Annotated in this window: 13 protein-coding genes, 3 tRNA genes and 1 pseudogene; 8 read left to right on the top strand and 9 right to left on the bottom strand. The window is 75.2% G+C overall.

The genetic code is table 11. The features are described 5' to 3' along the window. The first annotated feature begins 90 nt into the window (after positions 1–90). The 5 genes and pseudogenes from ACIQ9P_RS11575 to ACIQ9P_RS11555 all read left to right on the top strand — a co-directional run bounded on the left by ACIQ9P_RS11575 (position 91) and on the right by ACIQ9P_RS11555 (position 4,750). The gene (locus ACIQ9P_RS11575) at positions 91–1,083 is read left to right on the top strand and encodes an SDR family NAD(P)-dependent oxidoreductase (protein WP_402353444.1); all 993 of its coding nucleotides are present in this window, start codon (positions 91–93) and stop codon (positions 1,081–1,083) included. Positions 1,084–1,154: 71 nt separating this feature from the next. Continuing rightward, positions 1,155–1,856: pseudogene (locus ACIQ9P_RS11570) on the top strand (NDP-sugar synthase); the annotation flags it as partial. Positions 1,857–2,017: 161 nt separating this feature from the next. After that, a complete protein-coding gene (locus tag ACIQ9P_RS11565) occupies positions 2,018–2,923 on the top strand; it encodes an NAD-dependent epimerase/dehydratase family protein (RefSeq protein ID WP_402353441.1) in 906 nt (301 codons plus the stop codon). Beyond that, positions 2,920–3,624, top strand: a complete 705-nt coding sequence (locus tag ACIQ9P_RS11560; RefSeq protein ID WP_402353438.1) for a spherulation-specific family 4 protein — start codon at positions 2,920–2,922, stop codon at positions 3,622–3,624. Before ACIQ9P_RS11565 ends, ACIQ9P_RS11560 begins: the two co-directional genes overlap by 4 nt. Positions 3,625–3,868: 244 nt before the next feature. After that, positions 3,869–4,750 (top strand): endo alpha-1,4 polygalactosaminidase, encoded by an 882-nt coding sequence (locus ACIQ9P_RS11555; protein WP_402353914.1) that lies wholly within the window; start codon positions 3,869–3,871, stop codon positions 4,748–4,750. Between the two features lie 54 nt (positions 4,751–4,804). Here the strand turns inward: ACIQ9P_RS11555 and ACIQ9P_RS11550 are convergent, their stop codons facing one another. Then, positions 4,805–4,999 (bottom strand): hypothetical protein, encoded by a 195-nt coding sequence (locus ACIQ9P_RS11550; RefSeq protein WP_402353435.1) that lies wholly within the window; start codon positions 4,997–4,999, stop codon positions 4,805–4,807. A 127-nt stretch (positions 5,000–5,126) separates the two neighbouring features. Between ACIQ9P_RS11550 and ACIQ9P_RS11545 the strand changes: the two genes are divergently transcribed. Next, entirely contained in the window at positions 5,127–6,092 is a 966-nt protein-coding gene (locus ACIQ9P_RS11545) for an aldo/keto reductase (protein WP_402353432.1), read from the top strand. Between the two features lie 88 nt (positions 6,093–6,180). Here the strand turns inward: ACIQ9P_RS11545 and ACIQ9P_RS11540 are convergent, their stop codons facing one another. The 6 genes from ACIQ9P_RS11540 to ACIQ9P_RS11515 all read right to left on the bottom strand — a co-directional run bounded on the left by ACIQ9P_RS11540 (position 6,181) and on the right by ACIQ9P_RS11515 (position 12,984). Beyond that, a complete protein-coding gene (locus ACIQ9P_RS11540) occupies positions 6,181–7,281 on the bottom strand; it encodes a C40 family peptidase (protein ID WP_402353429.1) in 1,101 nt (366 codons plus the stop codon). Further along, entirely contained in the window at positions 7,278–8,570 is a 1,293-nt protein-coding gene (locus tag ACIQ9P_RS11535; RefSeq protein WP_402353426.1) for an SPFH domain-containing protein, read from the bottom strand. The genes ACIQ9P_RS11540 and ACIQ9P_RS11535 overlap by 4 nt, the downstream gene beginning before the upstream one ends. Positions 8,571–8,754: 184 nt before the next feature. Then, on the bottom strand, positions 8,755–12,165 hold the full coding sequence (locus ACIQ9P_RS11530; RefSeq protein WP_402353423.1) for an Ig-like domain-containing protein: 3,411 nt from the start codon (positions 12,163–12,165) through the stop codon (positions 8,755–8,757). 382 nt (positions 12,166–12,547) lie between these two features. Continuing rightward, a tRNA-Arg gene (locus ACIQ9P_RS11525) sits at positions 12,548–12,623 on the bottom strand. Between the two features lie 31 nt (positions 12,624–12,654). Beyond that, positions 12,655–12,730 (bottom strand) — tRNA-Arg (locus tag ACIQ9P_RS11520). A gap of 163 nt (positions 12,731–12,893) precedes the next feature. Further along, positions 12,894–12,984, bottom strand: a tRNA-Ser gene (locus ACIQ9P_RS11515). A gap of 180 nt (positions 12,985–13,164) precedes the next feature. Between ACIQ9P_RS11515 and ACIQ9P_RS11510 the strand changes: the two genes are divergently transcribed. Next, positions 13,165–16,935: a PAS domain-containing protein gene (locus ACIQ9P_RS11510; RefSeq protein WP_402353420.1), complete on the top strand. Its 3,771-nt coding sequence runs from the start codon at positions 13,165–13,167 to the stop codon at positions 16,933–16,935. 91 nt (positions 16,936–17,026) lie between these two features. Here the strand turns inward: ACIQ9P_RS11510 and ACIQ9P_RS11505 are convergent, their stop codons facing one another. Both ACIQ9P_RS11505 and ACIQ9P_RS11500 read right to left on the bottom strand, forming a co-directional pair. After that, the gene (locus tag ACIQ9P_RS11505; protein ID WP_402353417.1) at positions 17,027–18,688 is read right to left on the bottom strand and encodes a long-chain fatty acid--CoA ligase; all 1,662 of its coding nucleotides are present in this window, start codon (positions 18,686–18,688) and stop codon (positions 17,027–17,029) included. 425 nt (positions 18,689–19,113) lie between these two features. Continuing rightward, the gene (locus ACIQ9P_RS11500; RefSeq protein WP_402353415.1) at positions 19,114–19,992 is read right to left on the bottom strand and encodes a DUF1906 domain-containing protein; all 879 of its coding nucleotides are present in this window, start codon (positions 19,990–19,992) and stop codon (positions 19,114–19,116) included. Between the two features lie 152 nt (positions 19,993–20,144). On the opposite strand from ACIQ9P_RS11500, the gene ACIQ9P_RS11495 reads away from it, so the two are divergent. Continuing rightward, positions 20,145–21,215 carry an EamA family transporter gene (locus ACIQ9P_RS11495; RefSeq protein WP_402353412.1) on the top strand — a complete coding sequence of 357 codons (1,071 nt, stop codon included), beginning with the start codon at positions 20,145–20,147 and terminating at the stop codon, positions 21,213–21,215. Positions 21,216–21,406 lie beyond the last annotated feature (191 nt).

Below are 21,406 nucleotides of genomic sequence, written 5' to 3'. Positions count from 1 at the left end.
GAACCACCTCCGGCCGGGTCACCACACCGTCATCGCACCCGGCCGGTCCGTGCAGTACACGTCCCCGAAAGACACAGGAAGCGAATCACCATGAGCAGCGTCGCCGTCACCGGAGCCGAGGGCTTCATCGGCTCCCACCTCGTCGAAGCCCTGGTCGCCGACGGGCACCATGTCCGCGCGATGGTCCAGTACAACTCGTTCTCGTCCTTCGGCTGGCTGGAGACCCTCTCCAAGGAGGTGCTGGACTCCGTCGAGATCGTCCTCGGCGACGTCCGCGACCCCGGCTCCGTGAACGGCCTGGTGAAGGGCACCGAGGCGGTCTACCACCTGGCCGCCCTGATCGCGATCCCCTACTCCTACCAGGCCCCGCACTCGTACATCGAGACCAACGTCACCGGCACCCTGAACGTCCTGGAGGCCGTGCGCCACCTGGACATCCCCCGTCTGGTGCACACCTCGACCAGCGAGACCTACGGCACCGCGCAGACCGTGCCGATCTCCGAGGACCACCCGATCAACACCCAGTCCCCGTACGCCGCCTCCAAGGCCGGCGGGGACCGGCTGGCCGACAGCTACCACGCCAGCTTCGAGACCCCGGTCGTCACCCTGCGCCCGTTCAACACCTTCGGCCCGCGCCAGTCGATGCGTGCCGTCATTTCGACCGTGATCGCCCAGCTCGCGGCCGGCGAGACCGAGATCACCCTCGGCGACCTGCGCCCGACCCGCGACTTCATGTTCGTCAAGGACACCGCGCTGGCCTTCCGCACCGTCGGCACCGCCCCCGCGGAGGCCGTCGTCGGCCGCACCTTCAACGCCGGCACCGGCGGCGAGATCTCGGTCGGCGACCTGGTCACCCTGGTCGGCAAGCTGATGGGCGTCGACGTCACGGTCAAGGAGGACGAGCAGCGCATCCGCCCGACCAACTCCGAGGTCATGCGCCTGGTCGCGGACGCCTCCCGGCTGCGCGCCGCCACCGGCTGGACCCCGCAGTACTCCCTCGAAGAGGGCCTGGAGCAGACCATCGAGTTCTTCCGCGACCCGTCGAACCTGGCCCGCTACAAGACCGACATCTACAACGTCTGACCCGGTCCCGCCTTCCGTCCGCTCCGGCACCGAAGGCCCCTTGTCGCACCGACTTCCGTGGGGGAACCACCATGCACGCAGTGATCCTCGCCGGCGGTAAGGGCGTTCGACTCCGCCCGTACACCACCGCGCTTCCCAAGCCGCTCGTCCCGATCGGCGACCAGCACGCGATCCTGGAGATCGTGATGCGCCAGCTCGCCGCGGCGGGCTTCCAGAGCGTCACCCTGGCCATCGGCCATCTCGGCCACATCATCCGCGCCTACGTCGGCAACGGCTCCCAGTGGGGGCTGCGGGTCGGCTACGCGGTCGAGGACAGCCCGCTGGGCACCCTCGGTCCGCTGCTCACCATGCAGGACCGACTGCCGGACAACTTCCTGGTGATGAACGGCGACGTCCTCACCGACCTGGACTTCGCCGGGGTGCTCAAGCACCACGAGTCGTCCGGGGCCCCGCTCACCATCGCCACCTACGCCCGTCAGGTGAAGATCGACTTCGGCGTGCTGACCGCCGAGGACGGTGCCATCACCGGGTTCCAGGAGAAGCCGAGCATCGACTACCGGGTCTCGATGGGCGTGTACGGCGTCTCCCGCACCGCGCTCGCCAAGTACACCCCGGGTCTGCCGCTGGGGTTCGACGAGCTGGTGCTGGACCTGCTGGCCGCGAAGACCCCGCCGTCCGCCTACGAGTTCGACGGCTACTGGCTCGACATCGGCCGCCCGGACGACTACGACCGGGCCAACGCCGAGTTCCCGCTCAACCGCTCGCTGCTGCTCCCGGACGGGCCGGCCGCCGCCGCTCCTGCCGCGGGAGAGGGCCTGTACGCGGTGCCGAACGGCCAGGACCACCCGGTCCCCGCCCCCCGCACCGCCGTCGACGCCGACGGGCAGCCGGCCGCGGCGGTACCGACCGGCCCCGAGAACGACGGACGGGCCGCGTGAGGATTCTCCTGCTCGGCGCCGACGGCTTCCTCGGCCGCCACGCCGCCACCGCCCTGCGGTCCCTGCCGGGTGCCACCGTGCTGACCGCCGGACGGCGGCCGGACCACGACCTGCGGCTCGACCTGGCCACCGCCCAGGCCGGCCCGCTCGGCGAGGAACTGGCCGCGCACGCCCCGGACGCGGTGGTCAACTTCGCGGGCGCGGTGGCCGGCAGCGCCGTCAAGCTCGCCGAGGTCAACGCCCGCGGCCCGGCCGTGCTCTGCGAGGCGCTCGAACAGGGCGCCCCGAAGGCCCGGCTGGTGCACATCGGCTCGGCCGGCGAGTACGGCGTCTGCGCCCCCGGCAGCTCGCTCGCCGAGGACGCCGACGCCCGCCCGGTCGGCGTCTACGGCGCCACCAAGCTGGCCGGCTCCCTCGCGGTGGCCGGTTCGCCGCTGGACGCCGTGGTGCTCCGGGTGTTCAACCCGGTCGGCCCCGGCGCCCCGGCCGGTTCGCTGCCCGGCCGGCTCGCCGCCGAGCTGCGCCGGGCCGCGCCGGAGGGCACCGACGGCGTCGTGCGGGTCGGGGACCTCTCGGCCCACCGCGACTTCGTCGACGCCCGGGACATCGCCCGCGCGGTCGCCCTCGCGGTGGCCGCCGAGGGTCCGCTGCCCCGGCTGCTCAACCTGGCCTCCGGGCGGGCCCGGCCGGTCCGGGCGATCGCCGAGGGTCTGGTCGCGGCCGCCGGATTCACCGGCCGGATCGACGAGAGCGGAGCGGGTTCCGAGCGCTCCGCCGCCGTCTCCTGGCAGCAGGCCGACGTGTCGGCCGCCGCCGGGGCGCTCGGCTGGCACCCGGAGACCGGTCTCGACGAGACCCTGCGCGACCTCTGGCTCTCCACCGAACCGCTGGTCACCGCATGACGGGCGCGAGCCACCACGACGGCCGCCTGCTGGTGCCGCTGTACGTCCACCCCGCGGTGGACCCGGCGGCCTGGCAGGCGGTCGCCGCCGCCGACCCGCGGCGGATCGCCGCCGTCGTGCTCAACCTCGCCGACGGGCCGGGCGACCCCGACCACGTGTTCGCCGAGGCCGCGGAGGAGCTCCGCGCGGCCGGGCTGCCACTGCTCGGCTACGCCGACACCGACTACGGCCGCCGACCGCACGCCGCCGTGGTGAGCGACATCCTGACGTACCGTCAGCGCCACGGCATCACCGGCGTCTACCTCGACCAGGTGTCGGCCGCGCCCGGCGCGCTGCCGCACTACCGGCGCCTCGCGACCGCGGCCCGCGCCGCCGGCTGCACCACAGTCGTGTTCGGCCACGGGGACCACCCGGACCCCGGGTACGCCGAGGTCGGCCTGGCCGACCTGCTGGTCACCTTCGAGGGCGACTGGACGGCGTACCAGGAGCTGGCCCTGCCGCTGTGGACCGGTCGGCACGCCGCCGCCCGGTTCTGCCACCTGGTCTACGACGTGCCCGCCGAACGCTCCGGGGAGGCGGCCGCGCTGATCGCCGCCCGCCGGGCCGGCGTCGGCTGCGCCGTGCCGGGCACCGGGGACAACCCCTGGCGCACCCTGCCGCACGAGCTGACCGCCGGTCGGCCCGTCACCGAACCCACCTGACCCCACCCGGAGTTCGAGCACCGTGACCCGCCGCACCCGGCCCCTGGCCGCCGCCCTCGCCCTCGCCACCGCCGTCGCCCTGCTGGCGACCTCGTGCAGCAGTTCGGGCTCGGAGGACGAGGACGACCCCTCGGCCGACGCCACCGGCGCGCAGCCCCCGGCGGCCACCGCCGCCCCCGTGCCGGGCACCCCCGGCACCCCGGACGCCACGTCCACCTCCCCCGCCGCCCCGGACTCGCCGACGGTGCCGGCTCCCGGCACGCCGACGGTCCCGCCCGGTACCCCGGGGACACCCGGCACGCCCGCCACTCCGGGCCGCCCGGTCACGCCGGGCACCCCGACCGGACCCGGCACCCCCGGTACTCCGGCCGTCCCCGGCACCCCGGGCACTCCGGCCGCGCCCGGCACGCCGGCCGCACCCGCCGGAGCCCGCTGGCAGCCCACGCCCGGCCTCGCCTGGCAGTGGCAGCTCGGCGGCGGCGTGGACCAGTCCGTCGACGTCCCGGTCTACGACATCGACGGCTTCGAGACCGACGCCGCCGTGGTCGCCGCGCTGCACGCCAAGGGCCGCAAGGTGATCTGCTACATCAACGCCGGTTCCTGGGAGGACTTCCGCCCCGACGCCGCCGCCTTCGCCCAGGCCCTCCAGGGCTCGGGCAACGGCTGGAAGGGCGAGAAGTGGTTCGACATCCGCAAGCTCGACCAGCTGCGGCCGCTGATGGCGGCCCGCTTCGACATGTGCCGGCAGAAGGGCTTCGACGCCGTCGAACCCGACACCATCGAGGCGTACAACCAGAACAGCGGCTTCCCGCTGACCGCGGACGACCAGCTCCGCTACAACCGCATGCTCGCCACGCTCGCCCACGAACGCGGCCTGGCGATCGGTCTGAAGAACGATCTGGACCAGATCCCCGCCCTGCTGGGCGACTTCGACTTCGCGGTGAACGAGGAGTGCGCGCAGTTCGACGAGTGCGGCCGCCTCTCGCCGTTCATCCAGGCGGGCAAGGCGGTGTTCCACGTCGAGTACAAGCTCGGCACGGACCGCTTCTGCGCGAAGACGAAGGCCCTGGGCTTCAGCTCGATGCAGAAGAAGCTCGAACTGGACGCCTGGCGGAAGCCCTGCTGACGCAGGTCCGGCGGCCGTACGGCCGCCGGGCCGCCAGGCGACCCGTCACGAGGGTTACTTGACCGCCAGCCAGATGACGGCGCCCAGCACCACGAGCACGGCCACGGCGATCGCCGCGACCTTGCCCGTGCGGCCGCCGCTGGCGCCGTAGGTGTTGACGGAGCCCGGCGCCTGGGGTGCCGGGGTCTCGTCGACGAAGGCCCGGAACATCTGGGTGCTGCCGGCGGGGTCGTAGTCGTTGTCAGCCATGGCAGGGACTCTAACCAATCCGCGGACCGCCACGACACCCGGTCTCGGCGCTACGACTGTGCGACAAGCATGTGAAGTCCCCCACGACCCCGGAATGCCCGCCCCTCCGATCGGGTTGACTCGGCCCATGACCGATTCCCGCAGCGACGCCCCCCGTTACGCGCAGCTCGGCGACTCCGAGCTCTCGGTGTTCCCGCTCTCCCTCGGCGGCAACGTCTTCGGCTGGACCGCCGACGAGGCCGAGTCCTTCGCCGTCCTCGACGCCTACGCCGCGGCCGGCGGCAACTTCCTGGACACCGCCGACACCTACTCCTCCTGGGTTCCGGGCAACACCGGCGGCGAGTCCGAGGCGATCATAGGGAAGTGGCTGCGCAGCCGCGGCAACCGCGACTCCGTCGTGGTCGCCACCAAGGTCGGCCTGCACCCCGAGGCCCGCGGCCTGCGCGCGGCCACCGTCAAATCCTCCGCCGAGGGCTCGCTGCGCCGTCTCGGCGTCGACCACATCGACCTCTACTACACCCACCAGGACGACGACACCCCGGTGGAGGAGTTCGTCACGGCCCTGGACGCGTTGGTCCGCGAGGGCAAGGTGCGCGCCGTCGCCGCGTCCAACATCGGCGCCGACCGGCTCGCCGAGGCCCTCGCCTTCGCCGAGCGCGAGGGCCTGGCGAAGTACGTGGCCGTCCAGCCGCGCTACAACCTGGTCTCCCGCGACACCTTCGAGGGCCCGCTGGCCGAGGTGGTCGCCGCGCACGGCCTCGCCACCCTCCCCTACTACGCGCTGGCCTCGGGCTTCCTCACCGGCAAGTACCGCCCGGGCGGCGCCGCGGTGAGCAGCGCCCGCGCCGTGGGGGCCGGCCGCTACCTGGACGACCCGCGCGGCCCCAAGGTCCTGGAGGCGCTGGACACCGTCGCCGCCGAGCACGGCGCCGAGCTCGCCACCGTCGCCCTGGCCTGGCTCGCCGCCAGGCCGACCGTCACCGCCCCGATCGCCAGTGCCCGCACCGTCGACCAGCTCCCGCCGCTACTGGCCGCCACCGCGCTGGAGCTCACCCCGGCGCAGACCGCGCTGCTGGACGACGCCTCCGCCTGACCCTCGGCCGACCGACCCTCGGCCGGTCGTCCGGCGGCCCGCGTCGTCCACAGGCTGTGGACGACGCGGGCCGCCGGAGCCACTGCCGTCAGGGCCGGCCGAAGTGGGTCGGCCGGAAGCCGTCGCTGATCGTCGACACCCGGACCGGCTTCCCCGGCCGGGGTGCCTCGACGAACTTCCCACCGCCCAGGTAGATCCCCACGTGGTGGATCCCCGAGGCCCGGCCGCTGTCCGACCAGAACAGCAGGTCGCCCCGGCGCAGCCGGTCCTCCGTGATCGGGGTGGTCGCCGCGTACTGGTCGTCGGCCACCCGCGGCAGCTCGACGCCCGCCCGCCGGAAGGACTGCTGCACCAGACCGGAGCAGTCGAAGCCGGAGGGCCCGTTGCCGCCCCACACATAGGGCTTGCCGAGCTGGGCCAGCGCGTAGCCGATCACCGACTCCGCCCGGTCCGAGGAGGCGGTCGGGCCCGGGGCCGGCGTCCCCCCGCCCGACCGGCCGGTGCGGTCGAGATAGATGTCGTAGTGGCTGGTCCAGCGCCACTCGCCCCGGGCGTTCCTGAACCAGTACCTGGAACCGTCCCAGCCCTGGCGCGGGCCGGCGGACCGGACGGTTCCCTCGGGTGCGGCGGGCTGCGCGGTGGACCCGCCGGAACCGGCCTGGGCACCGGCCGCGAAGCCGGACGAGGTGCCGGACGAGGTGCCGGCGGCGGAGGCGGAGCCGCCCACGGCCTTCGCGTACACGCTGTAGTGGTCGGTCCAGCGCCACTCGCCCCGGGCGTTCTTGAACCAGTACTTGGAACCGTCCCAGCCCTGCTTGCCCGGCGCCGCCTGGGCCGTCCCGGCTCCGGCGGTCAGTCCGACCACCCCGGCACCGGCCAGCACGGTGGTGGCCAGGCAGGCGGTGCGCACCGCCCGGTGTATTCGGCCGCCCCCGGACGGCCGCGCCGGTCCGGCGGTGCGCGGCCGGGCCGCGCAGTGCGGGCAGGCGCAGCCCGCGATCGCGGGACCGCCGCCGAGGCGTTCCTCGAAACCGTCCGGGGTGTCGAGGCCCTCGGAACCGCCGGGGCCCTCGAAGCCCTGGCGGGCGTCGTACCCGTCGTACCCGTCGAGCGTGTCGAGCGTGTCGAGCCCGTCGGCGGTCCCGTCCACGAACGCGAGGCCGACGTCCGTACCGGTGGCTATCCTCATGCCGGTCGTCCTTCCTTCCGCCCGGCCCGGGCGGCCGGGGGCGGTACCGAGGCGGCCACTCCGGCCGGGGCGACGAAGGCGACCAGCAGGTGCTCCATCAGCGCGCTCCGGGCGGCCTCGTCCAGCTCGTGCGCGGTGGCGCGCTCCAGTCGGCGCACGGCGAGCGCCGCCGCCTCCACCGCGTCGTCCACCAGCACCGTGCGCAGGCCCGCGTCCAGGTCGGCCAGCCGCCGGCGGCGCATCGACTCGGCCACCTCCGGCGCGTAGTCCAGTGCCAGCGGCTGCGCCGAGTAGACCTCCAGCCCGGCCGGGGCGACCTCGGCGGCCAGCGCCCGGGTCAGCTCGTCGGCGAACCACTGGCCGTCGCGCAGGGCCGGCCCGGGAGCCGCGTTGCTGTCGCAGGGCAGGGTGGAGGCCGTCCGGGTGAGCACCGCCTGGACCTGCTCCCGCAGATAGCCCTCGTGGTCCTCGATCGCCAGCGTCGCGCGGGCGGTGTCCTTGACCCGCCACACGATCAGCAGCCGGACCACGATCGGCGTACCGGTGCGGTCGACCACCTTGGCCGGCTCGCTGCGCCAGTGCCGCAGCCGGACGTCCACCCGGCGACGGCGCAGCAGCGGGTTGACCCAGACCAGGCCGGTGCGGCGGACGGTGCCCCGGTAGCGGCCCCAGCGGGTGAGCACCCGGGTCTCACCACCGGCGTTGGCCAGCAGTCCGGCGAGCGCGAGCACGACGAGCAGCCCGGCGGCGGTCACGGCGGCCACCGAACGAGCGGTCACCTCGGCCCGGCCGTCGGCCCGGACGGTGTCAGGGCGCAGGTCGGGCAGCACGTCCCAGTGCGGGACGACCCCGTCGCGCACCAGCACCAGCAGGACGGCGGCCGTGCCGAGCAGCAGCGCCAGCAGGGCGACCCAGCCGGGCAGGACGGCCGCGCTCCGCTCGCGGAGAGCCTGGTCGGCACGCGGCGGCCGGCGCGAGGTGGCGGCGGCCGACGTCCCGGCCCGGCCCGCCTCCGGGTCCTGGGCCGGAACCGGGGGCACCGGGGCCACCGGGACCGGCCGGGTGGCCGGCCCGCCCCCCTCCAGCGGATCGCGCGGGTCGACGGAGGAACCGGCGGGCCCGGGGAGGACCGTCAGCGGGGTGGTCGGCGGACCGCCGTCGGCCGCCCCGGCTGTCCGCAGCACCTTGGCGAGCGGGCTGGAGCCGGAGGCGGAACGTTCCGGCAGGGCCGGGGGAAGTGCTTTGGGCAGGTGGTCGGGTCGCTGCGAAGAGTCGCGGGTGACGTCCATGCACGGATCCTCAGGTTCAGTGTGTCGCGCAACGGGCGGCCCGGATCTGACGGGCAGTGCCAGAGCCAGGCTAAGTTCATACGTCATCAAATGCGACATTTGAGCTTATGTGTGTCGACATTTCCTGACGAATCATCCGAAGCCGGGCTGACGCGCAGGCACATGAGCGGATGGTGGGAGCGGTTCAGCGCCGCCGGACCCCGGTTCCCCGGGCGAGCACCCGACGGGTGATCAGTCCGATCCCGGTGAGCATCAGCAGGATTCCGGCGAACGCACCGCGCCAGGCGTCCGACCGCTGCTGGTCGGCGGCCACCGGCGACGAGGGGTCCACCGGTTCGGTCGCCCGCTGCTGCCCGCGCTCGGGCGGGGCGGCCGGACCCCGGGCCCGGTCGGACCGGTCCCGATCCGGGACGGAGACCTCCGCCGGAGCCGGGTCCGCCCCGGTGGTCGGAGCGACGGCCGCCGTCGCGGTCGCCGTCGCGGTCGGACTCGGGGTGGTGACGGCGGTGGCCGTAGACGTTGGCGTCGGTGCGGTGGTGTGGGCGGGGGTCGAGGGCGTGGTCGGGCTCGGGGACGTCGGGGCGGAAGCGGTCGGGGAGATGGTCGGGGAGATGGTCGGGGACGGGCCGCCGGTGGCCGGAGCCGCCGTCACCGGAGCGGCGGACGGCGCGGGCGGGACCACCACCGGCGGAACGACAACTGGCAGCAACCCCGGCGGAACGGGATCGAGAACCGGCTCGGCCACCGTCACCGACGGCACCGACGGAGCCGAAGACACCGACGGAGCCGACGGAGGGGACGACACCGTCGGAGTCGACGGCGTGGACGAGTTCGACGGTGTGGCTGGTGCGGACGGGGTCGACGGGTTCGACGGGTTCGACGGGTTCGACGGGTTCGACGGCACGGTCGGAGCCGCCGTCACCGGAGCGGCGGACGGCGCGGGCGGGACCACCACCGGCGGAACGACAACCGGCAGCAACCCCGGCGGAACGGGATCGAGAACCGGCTCGGCCACCGTCACCGACGGCACCGACGGAGCCGATGAAATGGGCGGCGTGGACAGGGTGGACGGGGTCGACGGGCTGGACGGAGTGGACGACACCGTCGGAGTCGACGGCGCCGGTACCGAGGGCGAGGCGGCCACGGACGGAACCGCCGTGGTCGGCGACGGGGAGAGCGTGGGCGTCGGGTGCGCGGACGCCGTCGGCTCGGCCGTGGGGGACGAGGACGGCACGACCGTCACCGCCGTGGGGGCCCCCGTGGGCGTCGGCACCGGCGTCGGCACGGCGGTCGCCACCGGAGCCGGACCCACCGATGGAGCCGCCGAGGGAGTCACCGTGGGCGTCGGGTCCGGAGTCGGGTCCGGAGTCGGCGTCGGCGTGGCCGCCGCACCCGCCGCGGTGACGGTGACGCCCACGGCGTCGGCCGCCGTACCGTTCCCCGCCAGGTCGGTCGCGGTGACGACCAGCCACTGCTCCCCCTCCGGCAGATCACGGTTCGCCGTGCACGCCCAACTGCCGTCGACGGCCGCCGTCGTCCCGCAGGCGACGATCCGCGCGGTCTCGGCGGCGCGCTCCGGCCGCGCGGTGACGAGTACCTGTGCCCCGGGTTCGGCTCTCCCGGCGAGCCGGGGCCGGGCGACCCGGAGGGTCTCCCCGGCGGTCGGCACCGTGAGCACCGGCCGGTCCGGAGGCACCGTGTCGACGACCAGCTCGACCGCCTGACCCGCGGTCCGGCTCCCGGCGAGGTCGGTGGCGGTCGGGGTGAGCCGGTGCCGACCGTCCGCGAGGTTCTCCACCGGCAGGCAGGACCAGCCGCCGTCGGCCCGGACCCCCGTGCTGCACAGGTCGGTCCCCTGGCCGCCGGCGCCACCGCCACCGGCGGCCGCCTCGCGCGTTCCGGCCGACCGGTCGGCCACGGTCACGGTGCTGCCCGGCTCGCCGGTACCGGCCAGCTGCAGCCCCGGGTCGTTGGTGAACTCGGGCAGGGTGAGCACCGGTGCGCCCGGGGGCGCGGTCTTGACGGTGACCCGCACCGGCTCGCCGAGCAGCACCACGCCGCCCCCGGTGGTCTCCACCGGGGTGAGGCTGTGCCGCCCCGGGGTCAGCGCCGTGTCCGGGCGGCAGGACCAGTCGCCGCCCCGGGCGACCCTGGTCCGGCAGAGCGCGGTGTCGCCCTCGCGGATCTCGACGGTCGCGCCGGCCACCGCGCCCTCGCCGGAGATCCGGGGGCGGGCGTCGGCGAGGGTGGTGCCGTCGACCGGTTCGACGATCTCCGGACGGGCGGCCCCGACGGTCAGCCGGATCCGCTGGTCCGAGACCTGCCCGGAGTCGGCGAAGCCGCCGGCCGGCACCAGCTGGGCGGCGTCCCGGCCGATCCGCAGCCGGGCCCAGGTCTCGCCGGAGGCGGCGTCGGCGGGGACGGTCCAGTTCAGCGAGGCGCTGTGTTCGCCGGGGGTGATCTCGGTCTGCACCCGCTCGGTGGCGTCGAAGCGGCCGTTGCGGTCGAAGTCGACCCAGCCGGCCAGGGTGGCGGACGAGTCGCCGACGGCGACCGGGAGGGTGAGCCGGTAGTCGTGGCCGATCGCCGCCTCGGCGGGGTAGCCGACGGCGGGGTCGGCGCCCTGGTACTCGCCCCGGCCGGGCTGGAGCTGCGGCGGGGGCGGATTGGCCCCGCCGTCCTCCCCGCCGCTCCCCGCCGCGGAGCCGCCCTCCGGGCCGCCGCCGACTCCGTCCGCCCGACCGGCGTCGGGCCGCCGGAACAGCCAGCTGGGCCGCCCGTCGGCCTTGGCGCCCTGGGTGGCGGCGTCACCGCCCAGATAGAGGTCGGAAAGCAGGTGGGAGGCGTTGCCGTAGCCCTGCGGCGCGGTGCCGACCCCCTCGTCGAGGGTGACCGTGTACGCCTGGGTGAGCGGGGGCGGGGCGGTGGTGGAGCCGGCCCGGGCGGTCGACCGCCGTTCGACCCGGAAGATCGCCGAGCGGAAGGTGCCGGCCAGCTCCAGACTGCCCTCGGCCGCGGACCCGGGGTCACCGTCGGCGCCGCCGTCGGCCCGGGCGGGGGCGACCGTGTTGCCGTCGACCGTCCAGCCGGGCCAGTCGGTGCGGTTGACCAGGGTGGGGGCGGCCGGTGAGCCCCCGGTCAGGGTGAGCCTGGTCGCGGTGCCGGTGGAACCGGTCCTCCCGGTGCTGATTCCGGCGAGCCCGCTGAGGTGCAGCCGGGGATTGCGGACGGCCCGGGAGAACGTCAGCCGCAGTGTTCCGACGGTGCGCCAGGAACCGTCCGCCTGCGGACGGTCCTCGGCGATCCGGAACGCCTGGGCGGGGTCTCCGGGCCGGAGTCCGTCGGCGTAGAGCGCGCGGGAACGGCCGCCGCCGGCGCGGTCCGCCAATTTCCCCGGGCCGGCGGTGACCGACATCCCGGGGTCGGCGGAGAAGTCCAGTCGGACGGAGAGTCCGGAGGGCAGCACCGCGCCGCGTTCGGCGGTCCAGGCCCCGGGGGACTGCTGGGCGGCCGAGGGCGGCGGGTTCCAACCGATCAGCAGCCCGGCCACCAGGACCGCGGCGGCACCGGCCGCAGCCGGGAACTGTCGGTTCATCCGGCTCTCCTTCACATCGGCTGCCGGGCGACCTGGATGGCCGGGCAGTCTGGACACAAGATGTGACAAAACGGAATCACGATCCTGGTCCGGTCATACCGCGACACTTGCGCTGTGGGCCGTATGACACCCGATTGGCAGCCTCGGGGCCCCGGCGAGACGGGATGTACCCGAAAGGACCGCATTCCACCCATTGAGCCGGGATGTGCCGGGGCGTCCTTCGTGCCGGGACGGCCGGGAACGCCGGAGGGGCCGGGACCGCCGGGACCGCCGGCCTCGACAGCGGGAGCGCCGCCCCGGCCCCGTCCGGTCCGGTCCGGCACGGGCCGAGCCGGACCGGAAACGAAAGAACCCCCGGCCGCCAGGGCCGGGGGTTCTCTTCTGGTGCGCTCAGCAGGATTCGAACCTGCAACCTCTTGATCCGTAGTCAAGTGCTCTATCCGTTGAGCTATGAGCGCAAGTGCCGGACGGATCCGGCCTTGCGGGGTTTGGTGCGCTCAGCAGGATTCGAACCTGCAACCTCTTGATCCGTAGTCAAGTGCTCTATCCGTTGAGCTATGAGCGCTCGCCCTGGTGAACGTTGCCAGCGGGGCGGTGCGGGAACAACATTACATGACCTGCGGCGCGGGACGAAATCGATTGATCCGGGCACCTCGGACGCCCCCACCGGCCGGGTCCGGACATGCGAAGAGCCCCGCCGACAAGATCGTCGACGGGGCTCCCGGCTGCGGAGGCTGAGGGATTTGAACCCTCGATCAGGAATAACCCCGAAACCGCATTAGCAGTGCGGCGCCATAGACCGGACTAGGCGAAGCCTCCTCCACATGGAGCAAGCCCGCGTGCGCGGACCCGTTCCTTGTGCCAGTGATGATGCCACAACCCGGGGGCCCGGCACCAACCGCCGACAACGTTACTAGGCGGGTCGTCCTCGCCGCAAAGAAGAATGAGATACTGCCCTCTCCGGAGAGAGCTGCCCTGAAGCCGAGGAGACCTGTCGACGTGAGCAGCAGGCCGATCCGAGGCGCTGCTCGCCTCGCCGCCATACTCGACGCCCTGCCCGACGCGTTGTTGCTGGTCAACAGCAACGGCACGGTCGTCGACGCCAACAACGCGGCCGTACACGCGCTCCAGGCGCCCGGCACCTCGCTGGTCGGCATGGGCGTGCTCGATCTCCTCCCGGAGTTCGACCCGAGCCGGATCCCCGGCTCGATGCGACCGGCCGCCCGCGACGACGAGGCGCTCGACCGCCCGGTCCGGATGACCGCCCGGCGCACCGACGGCACCACCTTCCCGGTCGAGGTCTCCGGCAACGACTTCGACGACGACGGCTCCGGCGCGAGCGAGGGCCGGGGCTACGCGGCCTCCCCGATGGTCCCCTACGACCCGTACCGCGAGGGCTCCCGCTCCTCCGACCTGCTCCTGCTGCTGGTCCGGGACCTGACCGGCCGGCTCGGCATCGAGGCCGAGCTGCGCCGCCAGCACAAGCAGACCGAGATGATCCTGCGGGCCGCCGCCGAGGGCGTACTGGGCGTCGACCTCGAAGGCCGCTGCGTCCTGGTCAACCCGGCCGCCGCGCACATCCTGGAGTACCGGGCCAGCGAGCTGGGCGGCCGTGAGCTGCACCCGCTGATCCAGCACTCCCGGGCCGACGGCACCCCGCTGTCGCTGGAGGAGTCCGCGCTGCTGGACACCCTGACCTCCGGGCGCAAGCACCGGGTGCGCGGCACCGTGCTGTGGCGCAAGGACGGCCGGCCGGTCACCGTCGACCTCACCACCGCCCCGGTCCGGGACGGTGACCAGTTGGTCGGCGCGGTCATGACCTTCACCGACCGCAGCCGCGAACTCGCGCTGGTCGCCCGCAACGAGCACCTCACCGCCGTCCTGGAGAGCGAGCTCGGCGGGGCGCTGACCGCGCTGCACCGGCGGATCGACGCGCTCGCCGCCGATCCGGCCGGACAGCTCTGGCCGGAGGCCAACTGGACGCTGCGCCGGCTCGCCGACGAGTGCCGCCGGTTCGGCAAGCTGATCGACGGGGTGCTGGCCCACCAGCGTTCCGAGGCCGAGGAGAGCGCCGCGGGCGCGGACGGCAAGGAGGGCAAGGACGGCAAGGAGGGGCAGAAGCCCGCCGAGCGGGTCCCCGTCGCCCTGGACAAGGTGGTCCGCCGGGCCGTCGAGCTCGCGGGCGAGCTGGTCGGTGCCGGGCGGGTGCGGTTCTCCGTGCACGCCGCCGCCGTCGAGGTGATCGCCGACGAGAAGCGGCTCGCCCAGGCGCTGGCCCACCTGGTCGCGGACGTCAGCGGGGTCGGCCTGTCGCTGGACGCCGAGCCCGACCTGCCCTCCCCCGGGCTCGCCGCCCCCGGCACCCCGGCCCTGCCGACCGGCGGAGGCACCACCCCGGCCGTGGTGCTCGCCGCCGCCCAGCGCGGGGAGGTCGCCCGGGTCGAGATCCGCGGCCCCGGACGCGGCGGCAGCCCCGTCCACCTGCCGATAGCCCGCGCGGTGGTCGAGCGCCACGGCGGGGTGCTCCAGCCGCACGAGCTGCCGGGTCGCGCCGGCACCACCTATGTCGTCGAACTGCCGCTGGACCCGGTCGCCGCGAAGGCCGCCGCCGAGCGCGCCGGCGCCGAGGGCCGCTCGGACCGGCCGAAGGAGAGCGACAGCGCCGTCCTGCCCGACCTGCCGGGCATCCCGCAGCTGCCCACCGCGCGCGCCGAGGAGCCGGCGGCCGAGGGCTCCCCGGCCACCGGTCCCGACGCGGCCGGCCCCGGGGCCGATCGCATCCCCGCCGGCACTCCGGCGGACGGCACTCCGGCGGACGGCACCCCCCGGGACGGCGGGCGCGCCGACTCCCCGGGCTCCGCCCCCGACGGTCCGCCGGCCGACCCGGCCGCCGAGCCCGGCACCGACCGGGCCCCGGCCCCCGAGCAGCGCCGGGGCCGACGCGGACGCCCCGCCGTCGAGCTGCCGGCCGCCGACCGCGACCCCGCCCAGGACTCCCCCGGCCCCGGCGGCTCCCCCGACATCCCGGCCGACCAGTGGCCGAACGCCCCGGCCCGGGTCGAGCGGGCCGTCCCCGAGCAGTGGAACGGCACCGGGAACGACCCCGCGTACGGGCGGCAGGTCCTCGGCGGCCCGAGCGGCCCGCAGAGCGACCCCTGGGGCAAGGACGACGGCCGCTCCGGCACCGCCTACGCCGTCCCGGTCGACGGCGGGCGCCCGGCCCCGGAGCCCGGCGACGGGGACGGGGACACCGGCGCGGACGAAGCGCGCCGGAGCGCGGACGGCCCGCGCACGCCGATCGCCCTCGGCCCCGGCCCCTCCTCCGAGGACCCGGCCACCGGCGGCGGTCCGGACGGAGCGGTCGGCCCCGACGACTCCGGCACCGAGCCCCGGCCGTCCCGGCGCCGCCGCGCGCTGCCCGGCGCCGAGGACTCCTCCGGCGGCCTCGCCCTGCCCGGCGTCCCCGAGACCCCGGTCTACCCCGGACTGGAGCACGCCCTGCCGACCGGCCCGGCCCCGGCCCCGGCCGAGCCCGCCGGTCCCACGCCGACCGGCCGCCGCCGCCGACTGGCCGTCCCGCCCGGTCCCGGTGGCGAGAACGGCGGCCCGGCCGCGCCGGAGGGCGCCGGAGCGGGCACACCCGACGGCCCCGGAGCGGGCACGCCCGCGGCACTGCCCGCGCTGCCATCGGCGGCCCCGGCGCTGCCGGACGCGGTCGGCCCCGACACCCCCGGCTCACCCGGCGGCGACCGCCGCGAGGGCGGACCGCGGCCGGTCGGCACCGGACTGGGCGAACTGGCCCCGCCGCGGCCGCTCGGCGGCGCCGGCGGTCCCGGTACCCCCGGCGGACCGGGACCGGGTGCCGCCGTCGTACCCGCGGCCGGGTCCGCGCCCGCCGAGGTCCGACTCGCGCCGAGACCGATGGCCGAGCTGGCCGCCGCGCCCGCTCCGACGGCCCCGACGGCCCTGCCGATCGCCCCGGCGGCCGGCGGCACCGAGCCGGGTGAACGCCCGGCACTGGCGCCCGCCCCCGACGGCGGACCTCGCCGACTGCTGGTCTGGCCCGAGCCCGACCCGGCCACCAGCCGGGCACTGCAGGACCGCGGCTACCATCCGGTGATCGTCCGCTCCCGCGAGGAGGTGGACGCCCAGGTCTCCGGATTCCCCGCCGCGCTCTTCGTCGACCCGCTGACCGGCCCGATCACCCGCACCGCGCTGCAGTCGCTGCGCACCGCCGCGCTCAACAGCCGGGTTCCGGTGGTGGTCACCGCCGGGCTCGGCCAGGCCACCCGGGACGCCGCGTACGGCGCCGACCCGGCCGTGCTGCTGCGCGCCCTCGCCCCGCGCGACGGCGAGAACCACGCCCCGCGCGTCCTGCTGGTCGAGAGCGATCCGGACATCGCCGTCGCGATGATCGGCAGCCTGGAACGGCGCGGCATGCACGTCGAGCACGCGGTGGACGAGAACGACGCCGTCGCCCGGGCCAGCAGCGTGCAGCCCAACCTGGTGGTGATGGACCTGCTCCAGATCCGCCGCCGCCGGGTCGGCCTGCTGGACTGGCTGCGCGCCAACGACCGGCTGCACCGCACCCCGCTCGTCGTCTACACCTCGGTGGACCTCGACCCGCGCGAGCTGCCCCGGCTGCGCACCGGCGAGACAGTCCTCTTCCTCGCCGAACGCTCGACCGGGGAGGACGTCCAGTCCCGGATCGTCGACCTGCTCGGGCGGATCGGCTCCATGGGCGAGGCGGGCGTCGCCGCCGCCGGCTGACCGGGCACGGGAGCGGCCCGGGTACCGGACCGGCGCCAAGGGCCGGCCACCCCCTTCCCGGGGGCGGCCGGCCCTGGCGGTTCCGGCGGCGTCAGTCCTTGCCGAGCAGCGTGACGTCCAGTTTCCGGTCCGCGTAGTCGGCGCGGATCACCTTCTTGTCGAACTTCCCGACCGAGGTCTTCGGCACCGCCTCGACGATCGCCCAGCGCTCCGGCAACTGCCAGGACGCGATCCGCCCGGCCAGGAAGGCCCGCAGTTCCGGCAGCCCGGCGGTGGCGCCCGGCCGCAGCACGACGGTCGCCAGCGGACGCTCGCCCCACTTCTCGTCCGGCACCGCCACCACGGCGGCCTCGGCCACCTCCGGGTGCGCCATCAGATGGTTCTCCAGGTCCACCGAGGAGATCCACTCACCGCCGGACTTGATCACGTCCTTGGCCCGGTCGGTGAGGTTCAGATAGCCGTCCGCGGTGATGGTGCCGACGTCGCCGGTGCGCAGCCAGCCGTCCTCGGCGAACTTGTCGTCCGGGCGCTCCGGATCCTGCCCGGCGCCGCCGTAGTACGCCCCCGCGATCCACGGGCCGCGCACCTCCAGCTCGCCCGCCGAAGCCCCGTCGTGGGGCATCCGCTCGCCGCCCGGGCCGATCAGCCTGGCCTCGACGGAGGCCGGGAAGACGCCCTGGCTGACCCGGTAGGGCCACTCCTCCTCGGGGGTGAGGCCGCCCGGCGGCTGGGCGAAGGAGCCGAGCGGCGAGGTCTCGGTCATGCCCCAGGCGTGGATGACCCGGATGCCGTGGCGCTCCTCGTACCCCCGCATCAGCGAGGGCGGACAGGCCGAGCCGCCGATGACGACCATCCGCAGGCTGGAGGTGTCGTAGTCGCCGGCGTCCAGCTCGTCCAGCAGCCCGCTCCAGATCGTCGGCACGGCCGCGCTGACGGTGGGCTTCACTGCGGCGATCATCTCGGCCATCGGCCGGGGCTGGAGGAAGCGGTCCGGCATCAGCAGGTTGGCGCCGGACATGAAGGCGGCGTGCGGGATGCCCCAGGCGTTGACGTGGAACATCGGTACCACCGGCAGGGCGGTGTCGCGCGGGGTGAAGGCGAAGTTGTCGCCGGTGTTGACCTGGAGGCAGTGCAGGTAGACCGACCGGTGGCTGTAGAGCACTCCCTTGGGGTCGCCGGTGGTGCCGGAGGTGTAGCAGAGCACGGCGGCCCGGCGCTCGTCGATGTCGGTGAGCCAGGGGTACTCGACCGGCCGGTCGGCGATCAGCTCCTCGTAGTCGTGCACACCGCCCGCGAAGCCGGCCAGCACCGAGCGGTCGCCCGGGCCGCTGACCACGATGTGCTTGAGCGTCGGGGCGAGCCGCGGCAGCACGGCGGCCAGCAGCGGGAGCACGGTGCCGTTGACGATGATCACGCGGTCGGCGGCGTGATCGACGATGAAGGCCAGCTGGTTCGCCGGGAGCCGCAGGTTGAGCGTGTGCAGCACCGCGCCCATCGCCGGCACCGCGAGGTACGCCTCCAGGTGCTCGGCGTTGTTCCACATCAGGGTGGCCACCCGGTCGTCCGCCGTGACGCCGAGCTCGTCCCGCAGGGCCCAGGCCAGCCGCGCGGCCCGTGCCCCGACCTCCGCGTAGGTCCGGACCACCGGTCCGGTGCCGTCCCAGGTGGTGACGGTGGAGCGGGCGTGGACGGTCGACCCGTGCTCAAGGATTCGGGCGACGGTGAGCGGTACGTCCTGCATCGTGCTGAACACGGGTCCTCCTCGACCTGGGCTGCACTGCGGCGGTACTGCCCCCGGCCCGACCGGAGACCGGCTACTGGGCGGTAATACGGGGCAGTAGAGCCCGATTGTGCCGCGCCGCACCCTCGCTGTCAGCATTCCCGCCCAGTTGCCCCGATCACGGCCACCGGGACGGACGGGATACTGGGGGCATGGGTGACGGGCGTGACGAACGAAGGGCGGGATCACCGCCGACCGGGCTCCGGATGCCGTGCCCCTGCTGTGCGGAGGGCGTGCGGACGGAGGCGCGGATGGGCCTGCGCGCGGGCCGGACCGGCACCGGGCACATCCCGCAGACCTGCCCCCACTGCGGCGGCCTGGGCTTCCTGGGGCTCGCCCTGCGGGAGTAGGCCCGCGCCGGGGGACCGGCCCCGCCCGGCGGCAGCGACCGCGCCGCCTCAGCCGGCCAGCGGGGCGTCGACCTGGTCGCGGTCCACGGTGAGCGTCGCCCCGCCGTAGGTCTCCTCGACATTGCCGCGGTACTGGTGGACCCGCTGGTGCCCGACCCAGAGGTCCGGGGCGAGCGGCCCGCCGCCCGCCGTGTCGGCCCGGTCGTCCCAGCGGGCGTACCAGAGGGTGTCGGGCAGCGGAGAACTGCCGGCCCGGGCGGCCGCGGCGAGGTCCGCGACGCCGGAATCGAGGCTGGAGTAGAAGCCGGAACGGTAGCCCGCGAGGTGCAGGGCCTGGGTCCAGGCAAGGGTGAAGTCGACCACGGCCTGCCCGCAGGCGGGGTCGCGCACGGGGTAGGACTCGATGTCCAGGAAGACCGGGCTGCCCTTGCCCAGCCCGACCGCCTTGAGCCCGCGGACCGCCTCGGCCGCCTCCTCGCGGCCCTGCTGGACGGCCCGGGCGGGGTCGATCCGCTTCGGTTTCCGGCTCAGCTCGCTGCACGGCGCCTGGAGGCCGACGTGGACGGGCAGGAAGCGCCACCCCATGGCCCTGGCCTGCCGCACCCAGTCGGCGCCGAGCCTCGGCTGGGCGCAGCCGCGCTGGCTCCCGCTGGTGTAGATGCCGACGGCCCCGTACGGCGAGGAGTCGCGCCAGGCCCGCATGGTCTCCAGCGGCGGCGCGGTGCAGGCGTCGAAGGCCGCGCCGGTGAAGAGGTCCCGGGCCCGGGCGGTGGGCGGGCCGACCCGGTCGGGGAGGACGGTGGCCCGGATCCGGGGGACGGCGGCGACCACCGGCGCGGTCTCGTCGGCGCTCGCGCCCGGACCGCCGGCGGCCAGCAGCAGGACGAAGGAGGCGGCGGCGAGGGCCGCGGGACGGAGATAGCGCACGCCGCCTTGATACTGACGGAACGTCGGACAACCGTGGCCGCCGCGCCGTACGCACCGGGAAAGCCCACCCTTTCGGACGCACCCGTCCGTATCCGTCCCGATATTTGTAACGAGCTTGCCGCCCAGTGGCTCCTTACGGCAAACTCGCCTTCATGCCCACGCCCCACCTCAGCGAAACCTCCGCCCCGACGACGGCCACCGCCGTCGCCGAGGCGCTTGCCATGCCGCCCGCCCCGAAGGGCGAGCCCGCCGGCGAGCGGGGCGGCTGGCGACGAGGCGGGGCGCCCGCGGAGGGGCTGCCACCGGACCCGGGACCCGGCCGGCCGTCCGGCCGACGGTTCCCGAACTTCCTGCGGCGCCCGGAGAGGATCCCGGCGCCGTTGCTCTGTCTGACGGCGATGTTCCTGGTGCAGACCGGGATCGCGTTCTCCAAGCCGCTGTTCGGCCCGCTCGGGGTCAGCGGCACCACCTTCCTCCGGCTGGGCTTCGCGGCGGTCGTCCTGCTCGCCGTCACCCGGCCCCGGCTGCGCGGGCGCCGGCCGCGCGACCTGGCCGCCGCGGGCCTGCTCGGCATGGCCTCGGCCGGGATGACCCTGCTGTTCGCCGGGGCGATCGACCGGCTGCCGATGGGCACCGCCGCCACCATCGAGTTCCTCGGTCCGCTCGCGGTGGCGCTGTACTTCGCCCGCCGCGCCAGCCACCTGCTGTGGGCACTGCTCGCGGCCGGCGGCGTGGCCCTGCTGACGCTGCTCGGCGAGGGCGGGGAGGGCGGCGCCGGACTCGACCCGGTCGGCCTGCTCTGCGCCTTCGGGGCGGCGGCCTGCTACGCCGCGTACATCCTGTTCACCGACAAGGTCGGGGCGGCGTTCCAGGGCTTCCAGGGGCTGGCCGTGTCGATGACGGTCGGCGCGCTGGTGGTGGCGCCGTTCGGGCTCGGCGAGGCGTGGGACGGGCTGTCCGCGCCGGACGCCTCGCCGCTGATGCTGCTGCTCGCGGTCGCCGGGGTGTCCCTGCTGCTGCCGGTGATCCCCTACGCGCTGGAGATGACCGCGCTGCGGCGGATGCCGCAGCGGGTGTTCAGTGTGCTGGTGAGCCTGGAGCCGGCGGTCAGCGCGCTGGTCGGGCTGGTGGTGCTCGGGCAGTTGCTGGGCGCGGCCCAGTTGGCGGGGATCGGCTGCGTGGTGGTGGCCAGTGTCGGGGCCACCCTGACCGGGCGGCGCTGAGACGGGCGGCGCCGAGACGGGCGGTCGGGGGCCCGACGGCCCGACGACCTGAGGGCCCCAACTGTCCGACTGTGGACGGCCGGGGACGGCCGGGGACGGCCGGGGACGGCCGGGGACGCGTATCCGGTCGATGCGTGCCCCCGGCCGTCCGCCGCGGTGTTTCGGGTACTTCAGGTCCTTCGGGTGCTTCA

The organism is Kitasatospora sp. NPDC094019 (assembly GCF_044764505.1).
In the GTDB taxonomy this organism is placed as follows: domain Bacteria; phylum Actinomycetota; class Actinomycetes; order Streptomycetales; family Streptomycetaceae; genus Kitasatospora.
The sequence above is the reverse complement of the archived record's forward strand: the minus strand, read 5'-3'. Positions and strand labels throughout refer to the sequence as shown.

Bases quoted from the DNA above. Each gene is read 5' to 3' on its own strand.
- ACIQ9P_RS11495 (WP_402353412.1), top strand. From the start codon at position 20,145: ATGCCCACGCCCCACCTCAGCGAAACCTCCGCCCCGACGACGGCCACC.
- ACIQ9P_RS11575 (WP_402353444.1), top strand. From the start codon at position 91: ATGAGCAGCGTCGCCGTCACCGGAGCCGAGGGCTTCATCGGCTCCCAC.
- ACIQ9P_RS11560 (WP_402353438.1), top strand. From the start codon at position 2,920: ATGACGGGCGCGAGCCACCACGACGGCCGCCTGCTGGTGCCGCTGTAC.
- ACIQ9P_RS11545 (WP_402353432.1), top strand. From the start codon at position 5,127: ATGACCGATTCCCGCAGCGACGCCCCCCGTTACGCGCAGCTCGGCGAC.
- ACIQ9P_RS11535 (WP_402353426.1), bottom strand. From the start codon at position 8,570: ATGGACGTCACCCGCGACTCTTCGCAGCGACCCGACCACCTGCCCAAA.
- ACIQ9P_RS11530 (WP_402353423.1), bottom strand. From the start codon at position 12,165: ATGAACCGACAGTTCCCGGCTGCGGCCGGTGCCGCCGCGGTCCTGGTG.
- ACIQ9P_RS11550 (WP_402353435.1), bottom strand. From the start codon at position 4,999: ATGGCTGACAACGACTACGACCCCGCCGGCAGCACCCAGATGTTCCGG.
- ACIQ9P_RS11540 (WP_402353429.1), bottom strand. From the start codon at position 7,281: ATGAGGATAGCCACCGGTACGGACGTCGGCCTCGCGTTCGTGGACGGG.